The 17,897-nt window shown below is 37.5% G+C and carries 13 protein-coding genes; 1 reads left to right on the top strand and 12 read right to left on the bottom strand.

The genetic code is table 11. The features are described from left to right. Positions 1 to 133: 133 nt before the first annotated feature. The gene (locus FCV43_RS12240; protein WP_136995348.1) at positions 134 to 439 is read right to left on the bottom strand and encodes a hypothetical protein; all 306 of its coding nucleotides are present in this window, start codon (positions 437 to 439) and stop codon (positions 134 to 136) included. 526 nt (positions 440 to 965) lie between these two features. Here FCV43_RS12240 and FCV43_RS12235 point away from each other — a divergent pair. Then, positions 966 to 1,736 carry a siderophore-interacting protein gene (locus tag FCV43_RS12235; RefSeq protein WP_136995347.1) on the top strand — a complete coding sequence of 257 codons (771 nt, stop codon included), beginning with the start codon at positions 966 to 968 and terminating at the stop codon, positions 1,734 to 1,736. A 161-nt stretch (positions 1,737 to 1,897) separates the two neighbouring features. Here the strand turns inward: FCV43_RS12235 and FCV43_RS12230 are convergent, their stop codons facing one another. The 11 genes from FCV43_RS12230 to FCV43_RS12180 form a co-directional block, all read right to left on the bottom strand. After that, entirely contained in the window at positions 1,898 to 3,328 is a 1,431-nt protein-coding gene (locus FCV43_RS12230) for a hypothetical protein (RefSeq protein ID WP_136995346.1), read from the bottom strand. Positions 3,329 to 3,347: 19 nt separating this feature from the next. Beyond that, positions 3,348 to 4,460 carry an ankyrin repeat domain-containing protein gene (locus tag FCV43_RS12225; protein ID WP_136995345.1) on the bottom strand — a complete coding sequence of 371 codons (1,113 nt, stop codon included), beginning with the start codon at positions 4,458 to 4,460 and terminating at the stop codon, positions 3,348 to 3,350. Beyond that, on the bottom strand, positions 4,461 to 5,279 hold the full coding sequence (locus FCV43_RS12220) for a hypothetical protein (protein ID WP_136995344.1): 819 nt from the start codon (positions 5,277 to 5,279) through the stop codon (positions 4,461 to 4,463). A gap of 120 nt (positions 5,280 to 5,399) precedes the next feature. After that, entirely contained in the window at positions 5,400 to 6,356 is a 957-nt protein-coding gene (locus FCV43_RS12215) for a hypothetical protein (RefSeq protein ID WP_136995343.1), read from the bottom strand. After that, positions 6,349 to 6,837: a hypothetical protein gene (locus FCV43_RS12210; RefSeq protein WP_136995342.1), complete on the bottom strand. Its 489-nt coding sequence runs from the start codon at positions 6,835 to 6,837 to the stop codon at positions 6,349 to 6,351. The genes FCV43_RS12215 and FCV43_RS12210 overlap by 8 nt, the downstream gene beginning before the upstream one ends. Continuing rightward, positions 6,837 to 7,487, bottom strand: coding sequence for a hypothetical protein (locus FCV43_RS12205; protein WP_136995341.1), 651 nt, complete (start codon positions 7,485 to 7,487; stop codon positions 6,837 to 6,839). The genes FCV43_RS12210 and FCV43_RS12205 overlap by 1 nt, the downstream gene beginning before the upstream one ends. Before the next feature lie 2 nt (positions 7,488 to 7,489). Continuing rightward, positions 7,490 to 10,516, bottom strand: a complete 3,027-nt coding sequence (locus FCV43_RS12200) for a helicase HerA domain-containing protein (protein WP_136995340.1) — start codon at positions 10,514 to 10,516, stop codon at positions 7,490 to 7,492. A gap of 1 nt (position 10,517) precedes the next feature. Then, on the bottom strand, positions 10,518 to 11,156 hold the full coding sequence (locus tag FCV43_RS12195) for a hypothetical protein (RefSeq protein ID WP_136995339.1): 639 nt from the start codon (positions 11,154 to 11,156) through the stop codon (positions 10,518 to 10,520). Positions 11,157 to 11,173: 17 nt separating this feature from the next. After that, a complete protein-coding gene (locus FCV43_RS12190) occupies positions 11,174 to 13,960 on the bottom strand; it encodes a molecular chaperone DnaK (protein WP_136995338.1) in 2,787 nt (928 codons plus the stop codon). 41 nt (positions 13,961 to 14,001) lie between these two features. After that, positions 14,002 to 14,964 carry a helix-turn-helix transcriptional regulator gene (locus tag FCV43_RS12185; RefSeq protein ID WP_136995337.1) on the bottom strand — a complete coding sequence of 321 codons (963 nt, stop codon included), beginning with the start codon at positions 14,962 to 14,964 and terminating at the stop codon, positions 14,002 to 14,004. Between the two features lie 475 nt (positions 14,965 to 15,439). Next, positions 15,440 to 17,746 (bottom strand): bifunctional diguanylate cyclase/phosphodiesterase, encoded by a 2,307-nt coding sequence (locus FCV43_RS12180; protein WP_136995336.1) that lies wholly within the window; start codon positions 17,744 to 17,746, stop codon positions 15,440 to 15,442. Positions 17,747 to 17,897: the final 151 nt, after the last annotated feature.

The following is a 17,897-nucleotide window of genomic DNA, read 5'->3' as shown; positions in this document are numbered from 1 at the left end:
AATTTACACTTACACAAGTCTATAAAAGGTGAAATTAGCAATAGTTGTTGCTTGTAAGCGATATAAGCCAAAAGCCGAGATACAAAACATCAAAAGGGAGATATAAAATCTCCCTTAAATAAAACGTTAAATATTAAAGATACTTATCTTCAATGATGCCACACATAATGCCTAGCTCTAGTTTGTTGGTGTCATCAAGACGCTTAAACTCCTTCATCTGAGCTTTCTTCATCTGTTTTTTCCACCACTCACCACGTGTTGCTACTTTATATTTACCAATAACAGCAAAATCAGCTTCCGCTTTCTCTGATTTGTTAATTTTACCTGCCAAGTGGCACGCCGTGATTTGCGCAAACGTTTTACCGGCTTTCTCAGGTTTACCTGCATTGGCATTCATCGATACGGCAAGAAGCGCAAGTGTTACAACTATTTTCTTCATTTTATACTCATCATTTATCTAGATCAGAAGATTAAAAAAAGACTTTAAAAGGCAACACCCTTTATTTAAGGATAAATAATAAACACCTGCCGACATCATAGTCAAATATAATTACAACTTTTAACCGACAATATGAAGTTACCTGCAATTCAAGTCTTTCTTTGCGACTAACAACAATAAATGTCGCATTTTAATAACAATTAACCCACACAAATATTACATAAAGGTTGACAAAACTAAAGTAAATACTCAAGTTCAATCTAAAATAACAGCACCAAACCTTTAATGATAATTCTGCTGGTTTTCGTGTCCTTAATTGAGTGTAAACGGAAAAGAGAAACATTAGGTGACACTGATCGATGTTCAATATGCAGTCGACCTACTACAAGTAAATATTGCAAATCATCGCACGCACGACGAGAGTTCCTACAGTATTGAAAGTGTAAATTAATATAAAGACGATATTAATTAGCAAGCTGTAGTGATAGCCTAAATCGCAATGATAACTAATATCTAAAATGTAACTATGAAAAAACCGACACCAAGTTTACTCACTGTGCTTAAATCAGTACAAATATCACCGAATATGCAAAGAATTACGCTACAAGGTGAATCACTTGCACATTTTCCAGATAACTGTGAAGGAAGTTATATCAAACTTCTTTTTACTCAAACTGGAGACACAGATTTATCACGAATTAAAGAAAATGAACGGCCTGTGATGCGTACTTACACCATTAAGCACTTTTCTCTGCTTCAACGTACTATTGATGTCGATTTTGTACGCCATACCACTGATGATTGTCGCTGTGGTTTCGCTGCTCGATGGGCAATGCATGCAAAAACTGGTGATACCATCAATATTGCAGGCCCGGGAAGTATTAGCAGTTTAAACATAAATGCAGACTGGTTCTTCACGGTTGCCGACATGACAGCATTACCTGCTTTATCAACGAAACTTCGTACTCTTCCTGATGACGCTAAAGGGTATGCCGTCATAAAAGTCATTGAAACCGCAGATATACAAACACTTGATACGCCAACCGGCATAGAGGTTATCTGGCTAGTTGATAATGAAACTCTCACGCCCAAGATCAAATCACTACCATGGTTAACTGGAACAGCCTCTGTTTGGGTTGCTTGTGAGTTTGATACTATGCGAGAGCTACGTGATTACTTCCGCAATGAAAAGAAAGTAGCAAAAGAGAACATTTACATCAGTAGTTATTGGAAGAAAGGTGTCACCGAAGATGGACACAAAGTAATTAAACAAAAAGATGCTAGCGAAGTGGGCTGATAAGTTTTAATTTGGCTATAAATTAAAACCGAAAGAGAACGCATCTCTAATGCTACTCAGAAAAAGTAACACTTAGCACTAGAAAGCGTTCTTGGTTGTATAATTCGTAGAGTCTGATTAAAATCACCACAAATTTCATTTATTTAAAGCGTTATAGAATGCTACTTATCGCATAATACCTCAGACAAGTCAGCTTCTGAAGGTCCACACTCTTTTTTATGGGTCCCATTATGATAGGTCGTTAAACGCTCCCATTTCCCATTATTTTCGTGTGATGTCATAACTTGTGCAGGAAGGAGTTCATCATCATTGAATTCATTTTTAGTCCTCGACCAGTGATCAGCCCCGTGCCCTTCTTCACTGTAGAAGTCTGTATCAATAATATTTCGAACAGGAACCAAGTCAGCTTGAGTGATACTATCTGTTACTCCAATTAAATGCTCAAATCCGCTGCTATTACCTTCATTGAAAGTATGCTCTGTATAGCTAATTAACTCAGCCCCTACATAATCTTTAGTAACTAAAGCTTGAGTCAAATGCCCATTCTTTAAGTCCTCGCATTCACTCCAGTCAAGAACGTTCCTGTACGAAGTGTTGCGGACTCCTGAAGACTGATCAAGAATTGTTTCTAACCACTCACTTACGGAGCAGTTATAACCATTGGTCTCATTCTCCAAACCGATCGTTTTTTCAATATTTACCCCATTCCGCTGCTCTGTTGACATGCTATGCTTAGCAAATAAGTTTAGCTTAGTGCCTAAGTCTGCGGACATCACATACGTCTCAGAATTAAAGTTCCCATTTGAAATTTGAACAAATTCATAACGGTACCAAGTATCATCATAACCACTACCAGAACTATCCCATTTACCTAAAAAGTACTCTACCCATGCAAGGCTTGCATTAGGCTTAGTAGTTAATAATTCTTTCGTCTCTTCATACGATTTTTGCAAGCCTGGTACTATGTCTTGTGCGATTTGATGAAGCGCAATATTCTCTGATTCAACATAGTCCCCGTACAACTCATCAACCGTTATATTATATCGGCTTGCCACTCGTCTTTCCTGTTCAACTAAACGCTGTGCAATGTCTTCTCTTAACTCTTGCTCATTAAGAATAGATTCACAACTCAGCTCATCGGAACCTTTGGTCCGGAGCTCTTGTTCAACTTGTTGCCAAACAACTGAAGTCAAGGGTGTAAGATTGAGAAGGTCTCGATCTGAACTCAATGCAAACTGGGGTGGAAATACCATCGAGTAAGCATCTTCGATTGGTGTATTTGGGAAGTCCATATCAATGGCACCCTCAGGCACTTCCACTACTACGGGAACATATTGTGCACACTCGGCAAAACTTGCTGGAATGTTTAAATCAAAGTCACCTTGCTCTTGAGTAACCGTATAAGGTTCATTTAAATCCATTACATTATTAAAATTAAGATCAAGATATACTGTTGCACCACTAATATATCCATCAATAGCTTTACCTTTTAAAGTAGCTGAACTCCCTCCAGCGGAGCTCCCACCACCGCCTCCACATGCAGATAAAGCTAGAGCCAAAACAACGACAAGCACTTGTTTATTTTTATTCATTTTAATTCCCTTATAGATATTATTTAGATAATTCATGTATGGTTTTTGTTAATTCTAAATTTTGATAACCACAGAACTGAATCGTCGGACGATAAGCCGGGTATTCTTGTGCTCCTGCTTTTTCTAGCCTTTGACGGATATGAATGGGTAAGTTTTTTTTCAATGACCATAAAAGTGTTGAATGAGAAAAATCCCTATAACTTGGATCAGCACCATATTCTAAAAGCAATGAAATAATCGACTCACTACAATCCTCTCTTGCTAGAGCTGCGAAAAGAGCAGAAAAGCCATTCCCATCTCTTTGATTTGGGTCTGCTCCATGCTCCAACAACTCTTTCACTGCCCAATAATGGTTATGCCTACCAGCAGCTTCAACCAGTGGTAACATGCCGTTTGAAGCCTTTTGTGTAAAAGTATCACACCCCATGCAGTAGCCCTTAAACAGGAGGTAATCTTCGGTTAGGACAGCCAAAAGTAGCCAGTCTGCGGTATGTAATGGCACCTTGGCTCCATACAGTAGATAGAGTACTCGAAACTCACTTAACACCATCTTGGGATCATCTGACCACCAACCATAACCTTTGTTCAAACTCACCTTGGCGCGAGCACTATAGTTTGCAGGATGCTTCAGTTTATTTAAGGCCTTTCTTAGCTGTTTATTTAACCAGCTTGATACGAGGTTAAGATCTGCATAAGCCAGTACAAGATCAAAGTTGGGATGACTAGGTTTAATCGTATTAAGCATAGCGTCATCAACTGAAGCACCAAGTCTAAACATAGTCTGAAGCTGCTCCCTAGCAAAACCAAAACGTAAGCAACACAACCTAGCCAACTTAGTTTGCGTCTGTTTGTTTAATATAAAAAATCTCTTAGATACAAACTGCCTATCAAATCGACACAGATCTTTATGATAAATAGATTGCAGCAATAATGCCGCCCAGTGAGTGTTATCTAATTTCGCTACAAACTCATCACAAAACACTTGTTCATATAGAACTCGATACCTTTTATTTTTCAGTATTTGAAGGACGATATTAAATTCAATTTCGCAATTTATTGCCATAAGTTGAAGTTCGGCTATAGCGCCACAGCAAATGTGTTGATTTACTTGCTGTTCAATATTCTTAGTCATTTAGTTAACTCCCAAGAACGCTTTAATTTCATGTACTTTTTGTTCAGCTTTTATCTCGTCACCCACCAAATCTTTATGCTTCTGCATGTGTACATAACTTATCTCTTCAAGTTCTCGCGCTCGACGCTGATAGCAATCTAAACGATTATCTGTCGTATAAAACCAAGTCGTTGGGCCATTCTCTGCGTGCTCCCTCATCAACTTGTTGAAGTTTTTGATTTCGTGCCACAAATGATCCGATTGTTCTCGAAGTGTCTTATATTTAGCCTGAGCATCTTGCAGGTCATTCTGAGTATAATGTGGGGACGGGGGGATTTCAGCTTGCGTCTTGGCCGGTTTCTGCCAAACTAACCAGTTATTCGCACCTAATGATTGGCCAGCAAGATTTTTTATCATCCATAAAAAAGAGTACGCATTATCTAACTCTGATGTCATACATGCCGCAGTAAACATATGGCAATTATCAAACAGTAAGTTATAGTCTTTTTGGCCAACGTCATTTTTATATTGAATAGCTCGATCTGAAATTAAAGTTGAACCGACAGGGTGTATACCTTGAGAGCTAACATAAATATTGATGCCTGTACCACCATTAGTAAACTCCTCGGGTGAAACCTCTGCAATACACCCTTGGCTATTAAGTTCAACAATTCTTCCATTACCAATGTATATACCTGAATGCTCCATAGCATCGCCCAATAACCCAGTGTATAGAATGCTACCGATCTTAGGTTCATCAACAGTTTGTTTGAATTCTTTATCAACAAAGTGCGTAACAATACTATTGATACCTAAAACGCTGACTATTTTGCTTAACATTGAATATTTCCCTCCTGTAAGCTATTAAGCTCACTATAAACAGGGATATGACGTAATGTGCCGCAAGAAGAAAAAAGTAGCGTATAATTAACGCCACTTTTTTTAAGGAAGATATACTATTTAAATGATCACGACGGATGGTTTGATAACTTTTCCTGATTTGATATTGATATAACCAAAAAATAAAATATTTCTTATGTTCCCACTCATATTTACACTGCTATTGTGTTTTATATGGCTCTGTGTATCGAATTTATCTGCTACTTTAACAGCTTGACACTCAAACATTGGATACGCAAGTTGAAAGCGTTTGAAAAGAAGCTCAAATAAGATAATGATACGTTCTTGATCTGGGTTGTGACCATTAACCACTTCACTTTTAACATAATCCCAAAAATTTGAAATGTTCTTTTCTTGAATACCACAAGCAATTAACCCTTGAATGCTTGTATCCTTAAATATGCCTTCGGTGGATTTTTTAGTTTGAAAAGAGAGATCTTCATAAAGCTCTTTTATACGTAGATCTTCTTCAAACGAATCTCGATAGAAGGCAATTTTTTGCTCTTGATATTCATGCGTATTTGTCAAGGATCGTAATTTAACTTGTACGGTTCGATGTTGCTCATTAATGTCAGATAAAGTCTGATTTTTTTTATGTAGCTCAGATTTCAAATTCGAGAGATCGGACTCTAACGCATTCTTACCATGATTCAATTTGGTAATAGTAAGGTTATTTTCATTTAAGGCAGCTTCTTTTAAGCCTAACAACGACTTCAGCTTCTCAATCACTGCTTTCATTTCCTGATTCTCACCTTTAATTTGTTCAATTAATTGGCTATCTTGACTATTAGCAATTTGGATCGAGTTTTCTTCATACATATCAGAATTATCTTGGCCAAAACATGTTGAAGGCGATTCGACAACACTATCAAAAGCGTCACGTTGAAGATTTTCGGTAGAGATCGTATCAAGTGACTCAGTGAAAATTTGATCCAACTTTCTGCGAATATCAATATCATCTAGTAAAATCATTAAACCCTGCTTTAAGGTTTGGTTATCATGCGGTGCTTCATTCACTGTGAGTACCTCGTGAAAAACCTCTGGTCACTTTACGGTAATGATTTTGTAAACTGTTGTTATCCGGGTTTGCTCGTTGCTCTACTTGCGTTGCATGAAATTCCATTTCCGTGCTAATAGCATCCTCTTTACTGCCCTTGCCTGAACCTATGTTGATAGCATCAAAAACATCTGGATATAGCGTAATGTGTAAATGAGCGCAATTATAACTGTCAATTATCCATTTAATTGACCTTTCACTATTAGTGAATACATCCGATATGGAAATACTTGAGTCAATTTCAAACGAATCGATATCTGACATAAGTACGAATGCTAATTTCTCATTCTCACAATATTCAACTTTCGTTTTAAATTTGTCCCAATAATCATTATCTGATATCCATACTTCTCCAGAAAAACGAATAACTTCTAAATTACCATCAACAATACGGTCTGTTTTCACTTTGTTATTTTTTACTTGAATGCAAAAATCAGCCATTACTTACTCAGCCCCATTACTTTATCTTCAATTTGCTCAAATGATAACTCAGGCTCTAGCTTTTGATAGGCTTCAACTAAAGCGTCGCTATGCTTGTCCGTCTCATCAAGTGTTAGTTCGTTGTTCAGGTACAATTCATAGTCTTCAAGTTGTAATTCTTTCTCTTTATAAATCTTTATTGTTTCAACGATTTCGTTCGCTTCAAGATCTTGAGACGCCACCGTTGCCATAAAAGCAGGTGTTACCGTTGCATCTAATTTCTCATTAATCCCTTTCAAGGTAATAGATGCACCAATTGAAGAGCGAGCTAATAGTTCTTTCTCGTCAAGACTATCAAATGTCTCTTGATCAAAAGTTACATTGTTTTTTAGATGGTCAATATATTCATTGATAGAGTCGAAATCTTCTGGCTTTTTATCACTCAGCATCGCCCGTTCACCTAATTCTTCCATTGTATCTTCTGGACGAATAATACCTAACGAGATACCCACAGCTTTAATCGCATCGGCAACTTTTTCAGCAATACTGACTCCTAAGCTCGCAATACTGGTTGCTGCACTTACAATACCCCGCCCAATATTAGATACAGCACTGCTAACCAAACTACATGCACCACTTACACAACTACAAATACTACTTAACAAGCCCATCTTTATATCCTTTTATTTCCGATTATATTGGTTGCTAATGCACTTTTTTGTTTCAGAGTCATTGTTGATTCTGGGTTATCCAACACAGACAAGAGAAACAGGCTTAATCGTTCGTTTCTTGTCTGATATTGCTTATCGTCCTCTTTGGTTTCTCCAATCGGTTTATAGCAAGTTGTCAAAATATATTGGTGTATGTATTCAAGCCCAAAATTCTTGATATAATTCTGCAACTTAAACGTTGATTTTCTATTCTTGACTGTATCAAGCCAAACTGTTGTTGGTGCTCCTTCCAAAATCTCCTCAACGACTTCTGCAGATGGCTTGTTTTCTAACAACTCCAGACCTTGAATTATCCCTGTCTGATAATTGTCAGCATAATATTGCAATGCCGCTGTTCTAATTTCTTCAGGAGCAACATCCGACTCTTCCGTTGTGCTAACAAACTCTTTGATTTGAACTTGCAGTGGCTTCGTCATACCAGTGCTAGATAAAATCACACGTCCTGGCTCAAGGTTGGATAAGAAGTCTTTCTGCTCATCCGAAAGTGCCATCGTATTTCCAACTGCCTCTTTATCATCTTGTGCAAACAGTTTATGAATGATTTTAGTATTGGTATTTTTTAATACTTCTGGTGTGAGTTTATTAGGTATTTGATCAACGATGATCAGTGATTCACCATATTTACGCACTTCCGCTAACATATCAGAGAAAGTTTCAACCCCTTGTTTCTTATTCGAACTGTCTCCAACTTCAAACTTAGATAGCAAGCGGTGAGCTTCTTCGATTAAAGTAATGTGCCTAAATTTATCACCACGCTTTCTATACTCTTCATGATTAGCTCGTACTGCCTCATTTAAGTTTGCTAATACAAAACCCATAATCAGTGACTTTTCACTTGGGTTACGTATCTCTTCGAGCTCTAGTATGACATTACGTTGTGCCAACTCTTTAAAGTTGATAGAACGTGGCGTATTTAACATTTGTCCTTTTGAGCCAATTAACAAGCCCTGTAAACGCGCTTTAATTGAGCCGATATAATCTTGCTTCAACCTATCATCAAACCCTTGCTCTTTAACGATCTCTTCAGTCATTGTGATCAGTTCTGCTAAAGTTGGGAACGCGTATACACCTGGAGCAAATGGATCTTCATAGTGGCTGTTTTTTGAGTTTGCTATATTCCAGCCTTTAACCTCATAACAGCGATAAATTGCTGCCTCAATCAGTTGTGGGATAGCAGCTTCCATATCAAAGGCCGATTCAATACTCGCCTTAATCATATCCACTCTTGAGGTAATATTTTCATGAGGGAAAAACTCAAATGGATTCAATCTAAATGGAGCAACATTGTCATTACCTAAGGTAAAAATAAGAATGTCTTTGTGTTTCTTAGTTAATACTCGATATTCGGTTTTCGCGGGCTCAATGACTAAAAATGGCATTTGAGCTGAGTTTAACAACCGGTGACAAGTGGTTGTTTTACCGCTACCTGTGACTCCTGCAATAAAAGTATGCTTATCCAGATCCCGTTTATCAATGCACACTTTTGTTTTTTGATGCAAGCCACTTTTTATTAAATTACCTAAGAATAACCTATTATCATCCGCGACTTTTCTTGCCAGATTTAACCCAAATTCTACTTCTTCCTTCAGCGTTAAACCAACCACCTCTTTTTGTGGCAAGCCAGCAACAACACTTAATTCATTAGTTGATAACCAATTGCATGAATACTGGCTAAACGGGCTTTTAGACAACAAAATATTGAATTGATGAGTATTTTTATCTTGGGTAACTGCTCCATCTTTTCCTTTTTTAAAAGCCGGAAACTGAAAATTTTTCAGCGTTGTGATCTCATGATTCACTGTTACTTTTTTAAGTGTCAATGGCGATTTATTCGCCTCTTCACCAGAGAAAATGGATTTAGCCGTATTCCCTAATTTTAAAACGCTAGCTTCAGAGTTTGATAACAAATAGATATTTGAAAGATATAAACCTTTATTTTTACCAATTTGAACTCGTTTAAGTAATACATCGTCAATATAATCGACCCACTCTTGTACTGCCTTATCGGAAAATTCACGAGATTCACTTGACGATTTCCCCGTTTGATCCGTTGTACTTGAGCCTATATTTTTTGCAGTCGCTTTTGAATCAGAGGTTCCTTTTGTTTTTGTCTCATTACCACTAGTGTGCTTGTTATGATCGGTCTCAGATGCGCTGCTTGTCGTCCCGCTGTTACTCCCTGAGCTTGAGCTCTCTCCCTTACTCGTTCCTGTCGTTATATTTACAGACTTGCCAGTATTGGTACTAATGCTAGTACCATCAGTTTCACCAGTTGTTCGCGTTGTACTGGATCCTTCGCTTTTTCCTATCGTGTTCGCACTGTTTTCACCACTTTGGATGCTTTTTTTAGCCAAAGGCAATAATTTGTCATAAATTTCATGCAATTGACTTTCTATTTCATTCACATCAGACAATGACAGCGGATCGGCTAGAACAGCAAGACAAAACTGATCACCACTCATAATGTCTACTAAGCGATCTACCCCTTGAAATTGCTCGTTATCTTCATGAACACTAGGTACCCCTTCAAGTTTGGATACCTTAGTGAATCCGGCAACTTCCTCTTTAACTTGTTGCCGTTCCGCTTTGGTTAGTTTCTCAACGACACTGCCTCTAAAGTTACCTTCCAAAGACGGTTTTAAAATGCTTTCACCGATGTCGTCCACATCCAGTGATAACTCACCTTTAAAGCGTTTATCTTTTGCAACACCAAATAAAAACTTAACGCTCTCTCCGTCGCCAATAAGCAGATAAAGAAAAAGAATCCCATCAATATTCAATGAATTTATTACATTTTCAAACGCTTCTTTTCTTGGTAACTCTTCATCAAATGTCACTTCTTTAATGTGGTAAAGAGAAAATTCATGCTCTGCGAGTAAAAACGGTTTTTCTATTACTGAAGATTGACCAGCAACATCAGTACAACCGCCCTTTAATAATTCAATTAACGATTTTTGCGATTCTGACATGTTAAAAATCCTTCATAACGGCTTGGTCAATTTCTTCCGCAGTCATTGATGGATAGGCTTTCTGATAAGCTTTCGCTAAAACATCACCATGCTGGTCTGATTCGTTAAGAGTTAATTCCCCATCGATATAAGCTTCAACATCATCTGGATTTAATCCGCTTTCTGAATAAGACTTAATAATCTCAAGTAGCACTTTAGATTCAACACCTAGCTCGCTTACTTTATTTAAAAATGGCAAAGATATATCTGTGTTTAATTCACTACCAAGAGCTTTGAGAGCAATAGAAGTACCAACAGCTCGACGAACAGTCACATCAATTGAATCATTGCTTAATGTTGACTCATCAACTTTTACATCACTTCTTAAGTAATTGATATAGTCATTTATCTGGTCAAAGTCTTCAGGTTTTTTATCTGCGGCCATCGCTTTCGCACCAAGTTCATCCACTTTCTCACTCGGTTTGAGTACATCCGCAGCTAGGCTTATTCCTTCAATTGTTTTTATGAAAACAGGTAAATTTTGTCCTATCGTCTTTATAATAATTGGCGCATATTTAGCAATCGTAGGACCGATACTTGTCGCTAATTTTGTTATAATAGATACAACTGTTGGAATTGTGGTTGGTGGTATCATTAACATAACTTTTCCTTAAATAATTAGAGTTCTAGATATTGAATATCATTTAGATAAATGTTGTTACCGATATCACCTTCATTAGCGACAACGTATTCGATTCTAGTTGGAGAGACAATTCGGATATACACCAATGCATCATCATCTGTCATATCAAGTTTGATCACTTTTTTCTTAATACTGCTGTCTGATATCGCCACATTACCAGTGCTCGAGGTTGGTTGATCGGTATAAAACAGCTCAAATTTTTGATAACCAGCATCGATAAATTCAATCCACTGATTAAAAGTCACTTCTCGATCAACGACTGGTTTAAATTTCAACTTACGTTGCTCACCTAAGTAAAATTTAAAATGAATATCGTCACCACCTACGTTGCGGTCGATAACCATTATCTTGCCACCTTCTCGTGATTCAATAAGACCAAAAGCGACACCTGTTTTACCATTTGGTTTTTCTACATCATCTCTATCAGCGCCAAGTGGTGCATATAACTTAAAATGGTTTTTACCGTCGATGTTCCCAATAGCTTCGTTTTGCAATGCTATGTGTTTTTCAAACAGTTCGTTTACAAGGCTCGACTGACTTGAATTTCCTGCTAAGAAAATTTTTACATCATCAATATCATTTAATGATTCTTGGCTGTTACTAAACGCTAAACGGAGGGCATTGAAAAAATTCTCGACCCCTCTCTCGATTCGGTCAGAAAGCAGAATTTTCAGTTCTTCTTCATCAACATCGAGGGAAAAACCTGTATGCTGAACTCCATCAATATCTGTTAGTGTAATACTTAACTCTCCGGAGGCATCAATGGAGAAGTCACCATGCTCTTCCCAAAATGGACGTAAGGCAATACACAATTTTTTTGTATTATTTCTAGCTTCTTGAGAGTTGCTCAGCAAATGTTCACTGCCTGCAAATGCATCTTTTTCTGGATGTTTTTCAAATTGAATTCGTTGCTGAAGTAATTTGCTTTTGTTGCTTTTAAAGACTTCAAATGCCAATAACTCTAGTAGGTTTTCCCCCCCAAGGAATTGGTCACCTCCCGCGCCAAAATGCTCTATTACATAATCAAAGCGGCGCTCTTTTCCACTCTTTGCTTCTCTAAAAATACCAAAATCAAAATCAGTGGTGCCACCACCGAAATCAAATACGCTATAAAAAATACGTTCGTCATCTTCAGGATCAAAATCATAGGCTTTAAATGCCGTTAGCGCGTAGGCTGCTGGTTCACTCGCCCCTTTTGTAACCGATAATTGAGCAATCGCATCAGCACCCAATTCGGCTGGAAGGGATTTTTTTAAGCCTTTTTCAAAGCTCTCAATAATCTTATCTCGAATAGGCATCTCATAGGTCACTGGGAACGACAGTATGTAGTCCATATAAATGCCATTATTTAAGTTATTGATGTATAATCCCAAATAGTACGCATAAACTTCAATAGGGTTAAAGTCATCATCGCTTAACTCAAGGAAGGGAGGTAAATCGATAATTTTTCCTTGTTGGCCAACAATCTTTAGCTTTCTGTTTTTGTCTCCGGCCCACTGTTTTATCTCATCAAGGAAGGTATTGAATTGGTTTGACTCCGTTCCTTCCATTGCGTTTTTTGCGGTGTGAGAAATAGTGAGATCTTGCCAACGCGTGTACGGTTTGTTGTCTTTAGAATTATAAGCACTAATAAAGGCTTCTAGATCACGAAACTCCATGATGGTCGGATTTTCATAATGATACGCTTGAATATCAGAACTCAGGTCCCCTGTACCCACACGCATCGGATGAATATTAATATTATCTTTTTGATAGACGACTACGGTACTTTTGGTGCCAAAATCTATCCCAACAACACCATCATTAATGCTTGATTTTGGATCACGAGCCACCATTGGAGTTGGCAATTGAATAGCTTGCTCGTTTATCCCTTCTTCTAGTTCATCAGTCCATAAAGACCAATGCCCTAACGCTGTGTCTTCTACCATCTTTGAATGATAAGGCGCAATATCTGCGCGAATACTATCTTCAAGCAGCAACGTGTTGGTTAATTTCTGTGAAACCATCTTGTTTAAAAGTTTCGTGTTATCACCTAATTCTTGAATTGCAGACTTTTTTTTGTAATTTAGCGCAACAATTAATGAGTTATATAGCTCATTACCTTTAAGTTTGGTTGGAATAAAGCCACACATAATTGCATTAATGAATAGACCTTTACTACCTAACTCGAGAAAGTCAATTTGAGGTAGGTAAGGAAGGCAGTAACCGCCAGAGTAATCCCTTAAGTAGTTAGCGTCACAATCATAACCTTGAATATTATTATCTATTTTATACAAATGATAAGCACTGAAACTAATTCGTCCATTTCCTGTACTAAATGGCGTATTTGAAAGCCTTGTTAACTTTTTTAGAGTTACAAGGTTTGGTATATCCCATTCATTGAATTCATCATTTAACTCCGAATTAACTATTTCTATCACTTCATCATAAGGTTGACCCGATGAAAAAGGTTTATCTTTATTAAATAGTTTAATTTTATTTTCTGCAAGCATCCAAAAACCTTTGGCTTGCTTATCAAAATAGATATCACCGTCAAAACAAACCCAACGCTTTGCATCAAACTCTGATCCCACGATTAAATAACAAGCATTCAAAATATTTAATAGTGGGCTACTAATGCTGCTTGAATTCTCTTTATTGATAAAGTAATCAATATCTCTTGTGATTAGACTATCGGCCATCTTCTCAAATGAAGAATCGACACCCATTTGCTGTGCTGCCGTATTGGACAGCTTCCACTCTGTAATTCGTTTTGTTTTCATTTTATTCTCGACGTGTAAGCCACTGATTAATACGTTGCTATTTATTTCTTAATTTTTATTACATTCCATATATCATCACCAAAGCCTCTTAACCAATGTTCGAGTTGCATTGAGTCAATGACAGTTGCGGTGATGAGATAATGAGAATCCAACTCTTCGACGGTCTGATCTTCTGATAGCGGTGTTTCTAGCAAATGAAACCCCACTTTTTTAGTAATACAAAATTCAACACGACATTGATTTCCTTCACCAAATCCAAATCGGCCATCGTTATCATATTTTGATAAGTTAAAATCAACAGGCCGATCAAAACTAAACGTAGAACAGACGGCTTTATTAATGCGATGAACCGCTAATGAACGTTCATTATTGTATCCTTTAAATCGACATACCAAATACAAACGGCTTCCTTGCTGCGCAAGTCCTAGAGGCATCACTTCAGATTTTTTATCTTCTTGTTTACCATTCGTATATTCAATATCTAGCCAGCGGTTATGATAAAGAGCTTTGCTAATTTCACTAAATACTTGGTCTTCAACTTTAGGTGGTAAGAGCGGTTGAGTTTCACTGACGAAGCGAACTTTTTTTAACCATTCCCGCTCCTTTGTATTCCCTTCGGATGGTGAAAGATTATTACGCGCGGCTTTAAAGAAGCCATATAGTGATGCCATAACATTCTTTGGCAACAAATTTTGCAAGTAGTCTTCAGCCAAACTTAACAGTAGTGACTCTTGTGGTGACATTAAAGGCAACGCCAACCCCTCACTTTCTGTTTTTAGTGAATACCCATAAGGTTTAGCTCTGTCATCTTTTACAATATCAAAATGCTCACACAACATCTCAAGGTTGCGTTGAACAGTACGAATATCGCGCTGAATACCTATACACTCAAGCTGTTGTTGTAGCTCTAAAGCCGTTACTTTACCTTTACCAGAGCGAGGAATACGTTTTAATAATTCAAATGCAAAAGCGAGCGATTCTTGTGTACTGGAACGTTTTGCCATCAATCAACCTAGTTTTATTTTTTAAATTTGTAACATGCCAGAACAACTTCTCTTAAGTTACACAGCATCATTAATGTAAACCCAATATCTCAAACGCAGTTAAAATTGAACATTAATTAAGCCTACAAGAAATTAAAACTGTATATTAATTAAATCTACGACATATCGTGCCGGGTAAGTATAACTATCTGACTTTACACGAAATGTGACTTCCATCCATTTATGAATCGAGAATGTATTTATAGGATTGATTTTTTTATCATTTAATTCTGTGATTGTATAATACTTACGCACAATTGGAATTTGAGGGGGGGGAACTTAATAGTTGAAGTTAACTTGCTAAAAATTTTATTTTAGATCCTGAATACCCATAGTCTAATTCATCATATGGATTAAATAACGATCATCAATAGTTCGTCATTTGTTGGCGATAAATAGTAATGAAAAATTCAATTTGTATGCCCTTATTTAATGGCTACTTTCCAATATCCAGCACAGCTTCAGGCTGCCTAAAATACACATTAAACTGTGATTTTGGCAGCGGCTTACTGAACAAATACCCTTGGTAAAAAGCACAACCCGCTTGCTCTAAGTATCGCTTCTGTTCTGATGTCTCTACACCTTCAGCTATAATATTAAATCCAAGTTCTTTGGACATCGATATGATTGTCTTTACAATGCACTGATCATTAGCATCTGACACTAGCTCATTGATAAATGATTTATCGATTTTTAGCTGACTGAGTGGCAATTTTTTAAGGTATTTAAGCGATGAATACCCCGTCCCGAAATCATCCAAAGAGAACTTCACACCACTCTCTCGTAACTCATTCATATGCACAATGGTACTTTCAATATCATCCGCCAGCATGCTTTCCGTTAATTCAAGCTTTAAGCGCCCACTTTGAATATGGTAATCGCTGATTAATTGTTGAATGTGAGCAACAAAATCAAGCTCTTTGAACTGTTTGTAACTCACATTAACAGACAGAGTTAAATGATATTTTGAGGCATCTTGTTGCCAACGACTTAACTCTTCACAGGCCATTTTTAAAACCATTTTCCCAATAGGAATAATAAGCCCGGTCTTTTCAGCAAGCGGGATAAATTCATTTGGCCCTACCATTCCATTTTCTGGATGAATCCAACGTAACAACCCTTCTGCTCCGATGATGTTGTCATCGTGGTCAACTTGGGGCTGATAGAATAATTCAAGCTGGTTGTCGCGTACCGCCTTTCTTAATTGAGCTTCCAGTAAAAATTCAGACGCTACATCAATTTGCATTTGAGGGTCGAAAACAGAATATGTATTTTTTCCTGAATTTTTAGCCCGATACATCGCAATATCAGCATGTTTGATTAGTTCGGACTCTGAACTCGAGTCATCATCAAATAGCACAATGCCTACACTGACACTACTGTTGTAGGTGTACTCTTTAAGCGCATATGGTTTCGATAAGATTTCAAGCAGATGATCAACGGTATTTTCAACCGTAAGATTAGATTTCTCTGTATCAACCCCTAACCCAGACAGTAAAATGACAAATTCATCCCCACCAAAACGAGTCAGCACATCACACGGCCTAATACTCTGATTAATTCTAGATGCCGTTTCAATGAGCAGGAGATCACCATATTCGTGCCCATGAGCATCGTTAATGCTCTTGAAATCATCAATATCCAAAAACAGCAGTGCATGATGGTTATATTCGTATTCTAGGCTATTTAAAGTTTGACGAATTTGACCAAACAACTCCATTCGATTTGGCAACCCCGTCAAGGCATCATGATTAGCCAGACGCAACAGCTCTTTCTCTTTTCGCTTTTCGGAACTGGCGATAGTTCGAATAAGAAAAAAGATAAAGAAATTATAAAGGAGGAAAACACCTGCATTGAGCGCTAAGTGGTCAAAGTAGCTTTGCAACAAATATTTTTTATCGACTTTAGATACAAACCATACTTCAAGAAAAGGATCATAGTGAGCAACGATTTGTAACTTACTACCAGTCCCCTCAGCCTCGTATTCATAAACGGAAAAGTAGTCATCACTGTTAACATTCTCGTTCAGACTTTGGAAATAAGAGTCACTTACCGGCTCACTATAATCGACAACTTCACTTTGGGAACTAAATTGTAGAAATCGATCACTTCGAACAATTTCAATCTTATGATAAGGCGCTAAATCATCATGACCATTAAATATTGGTGTATTATCGAGTCGAATACCCGCAGTCATCACAGCAATGGCTTGGGATGCATCTTTCGGGATATAAATCGCTTTACGAATCGGCATCGCTAACGTTATTGAGTCCAGACCATTTATCTCATAATTTTGCCCCGTCGTTATTTTTTTACTATCACGGGCTTGAACGAATGTTTTTCTACTTCCTTCATTGAGCATTAGGTTTGGGACTTTATCAAGATCAAAATTTGAGCTTGCGACAAGTGGAGTTCCATCATAGGCAATAAGCCCTAGACCAATAAAAGCAGGGTTGGAATTCATTGTATGGTCAAGTGCGGCATCATGTAATGGTTGTTCTGGAATATTATGTCGAGCAATAAGCTGAACACCTAAGACATCGAGCAACGACTCTTGGGATTCAAGAAACGCTCGTACAGAGTTGCCAAACAAATCAACATGATTCTTTTGTTTATTAAGTACAGTTTGCTTGCTGGATTCCCAACTCGTATATGAGGTATAAAAAAGCAGCATTAAAGAGGATATAAAGATGATTGAAAAAATCATCCAGATATTTTTTCTAAGCCGCGCAAGTTTTCCCATACCAAGACACCAAAGACCTTTAGATTAGCACTGAACATTTTTTCTTATCGTACCAGTCGTGAGTACAAAACAAATGCACCTTGACAGATAACGCGCGGTAACTCACTCTATTATTCCGATGCTTATTTTAACGCTATTTTAATGAGCCAAT

Origin of the sequence: Vibrio genomosp. F6, assembly GCF_005146325.1 — a bacterium.
GTDB lineage: Bacteria > Pseudomonadota > Gammaproteobacteria > Enterobacterales > Vibrionaceae > Vibrio > Vibrio cortegadensis.
Note: the sequence above shows the minus strand (reverse complement) of the source record. Positions and strands in the feature narration are given on the sequence as shown.